We start from the raw sequence: 2,289 nt of genomic DNA, 5'->3' as shown, positions 1-2,289 counted from the left end.
TGTTAGCGTCAATATAATTTTCACCATTTCCACCAACGCATTTTCGCCAATCGCGCCAACGCGGATACGCCGGATTCGCCAACGCGGATGTGCCGCTTTCGGCGCCTAGGCGCCCTCCTCCTTCCCGTCCTCACCGCCGATGGACACGTCCTTCAGGCGGTACGACCGGCCCGTTATCTTGATCATCGCGCAGTGGTGGCACAGCCTGTCGGCGACCGCCGAGGCCGTGACGTTGCTGCCGAACACGTCGCCCCACCTGCCGACCGGCACGTTGGTCGTGACGATCGTCGACCGCTTGAGCGCGTAGCGCCTGTTCACCAGCTGGAACAGCAGGTCGGCGCCCTCCTTCCCGATATCGAGGTAGCCCAGCTCGTCTATTATCAGCAGGCTGCAGTGCTCGTAGAACCGCATCCTGCGCGCCAGCGCCTCCTTCGCCGAGGCGTGCTTGAGGTCCTCGACCAGCCTCGAGCAGTCGGCGAAGTACACCTGCTTGCGGGCCATCACCGCCTCGTGGCCTATGGCTATCGACAGGTGGGTCTTGCCGACGCCCGGGCTGCCGACGAGCACGACGTTGTCGCCGCGGTCGACGAACTCGAGCGTGGCCAGCTGCTCGACCAGCCCGCGGGGCACGCTCGGCTGGAAACCCCAGTCGAAGTCGGCCAGCGTCTTTATGTAGGGGAAGTTGGCCATCCTCGTGCGGCGCTCGTCGTCGGCGCGCCGCTTGAGGGCTATCTGGGCGTCGGTGAGCTCGAGCATGGCGTCGACCAGGCTCTTCCTCCCGTCGGCGACGAGCCTGACGTACTCGGGCACCGACGACGCCATGCCCTCGAGCCCCAGCTCCTCGAGATTGGCCGCCAGGCGGTTGAGCGGGCTGGCCTGCACCGCGGCGCTCACAGCGAGCCCCCTATCGAGTCGAGCAGCCCGAGGTTGGCGGCGGCGGCCGCCTCGATGTCGCCGGCGGCGTCGCCGAACCAGCGCTTCCCGGCCATGGCCTCGGCGTAGTGCGCCGGGTCGTAGGCCGGCCCGCCCGCCACGTGCGTCGCCACCAGCTCGCCGCCGACGTAGCAGTCCATCGCGCCGCCGGGCATGCAGACGATGCGGGCGGGCCTGCCGATGCAGCGCCTGGGCACCGACATGGGCTCGCCGTGCGCGCTGACCAGCATCGTGGCCGGCACCCTGGCCACGCGCACCACGTCGCCCATCGCCTCCTCGAGGGCGCGGAGGTTGCCGACGGGCAGCAGCGCGTCCTTCTCCTCCATGAACAGCGCGGAGGGCGGCAGCCCCGTGGTCTCGTTGGGCTCGGAGTTGCTGGCGTCCTCGATCCGCGCGATGATCTCGTCGATGTCGTCCCAGCCGTCGAAGTCGCCCTGGTAGGCCGCGGGCCGCGACAGGAAGCGGTTCGACGACTCGACCTTGCCCTTGGTCTGGGGGCTGCGCGGGCGGCACAGCTTCAGCTCGAAGCCGGCGGCCTTGGCGAACTCGTATGCGCGCTGGACCTTGAGGCGCCTGCCGCCCTTGACCGTCACCAGGGCGGACATGTTGTCCGTGACCCACTCGCGGGGCACGCCGCCGAGCCTCGCGATCGTGGCGTACATGCACCTGACCAGGTCGTCGGTCGTCCTGGTCCCCGACCGGATGAATATGTGCCTGCGGGAATGGCCCAGCGTCGCCGCGAAAACGTTGAACTCGAACAGCTCGCCGTCGCGGTTCGCCATCCTGACCGACTCCTTCCAGTCGAACTGCAGCTGCAGCCCGGGCGGCGTCTCGAAGCGCGGGTGCGGTTCCGGGCCGACGGAGGCCCCGACGGCGATACCGTTCTTGCGCATGAACTGGGTGAAGGCGTTGTAGCCGGCCAGGTTCTCGCCGGGATACCTGTGCAGCAGCCACTCGTGGATGCCCTTCTTGGTGACCCCCGGCAGCTGCGCCTTGGCGGCCACCTCCTCGATGTGCGCGTCGAAGGAGCCCGCCCTGTCGGCGCGCCCGTCGCGGGGCCGGCCGCCCTCGGCCCTCCAGTACGCCGCCACGGTGTGCCTGTCCTTGCCGTAGCGCTTCGCTATGTCGCTGAAGTTGGGCTTTATGCCCGCTTCCCTGTACATGTCCAACTCTCCGATCAGGTTCTTCTCCGCCACGGCCGCTCCTCCCGAAAGCATCGTTCGCTTGTCGGTCGAAGCGTAAGCCCCGGCGTTGGTGGAAATGGTGAAAATGCGTTGGCGTGATCGGGGAAATTGCGTTGGCGGAATCGGCTAAAGTGCGATGGCGAAATTGGTTGTTTTTACAGTAGCGCTAACA

Annotated in this window: 2 protein-coding genes; both read right to left on the bottom strand. The window is 67.5% G+C overall.

Going from position 1 to position 2,289, the window contains the following annotated elements; genetic code table 11:
* Positions 1–105: 105 nt before the first annotated feature.
* Complete coding sequence (gene istB, locus AAAV44_RS09750) at positions 106–894, bottom strand: IS21-like element helper ATPase IstB (protein WP_055285406.1); 789 nt, start codon at positions 892–894, stop codon at positions 106–108.
* A complete protein-coding gene (gene istA / locus AAAV44_RS09745; RefSeq protein WP_349115458.1) occupies positions 891–2,129 on the bottom strand; it encodes an IS21 family transposase in 1,239 nt (412 codons plus the stop codon). The genes istB and istA overlap by 4 nt, the downstream gene beginning before the upstream one ends.
* Positions 2,130–2,289: the final 160 nt, after the last annotated feature.

The sequence above is a fragment of the Collinsella sp. CLA-AP-H1 genome, assembly GCF_040092945.1.
In the GTDB taxonomy this organism is placed as follows: domain Bacteria; phylum Actinomycetota; class Coriobacteriia; order Coriobacteriales; family Coriobacteriaceae; genus Collinsella.
The sequence above is the reverse complement of the archived record's forward strand: the minus strand, read 5'-3'. Positions and strand labels throughout refer to the sequence as shown.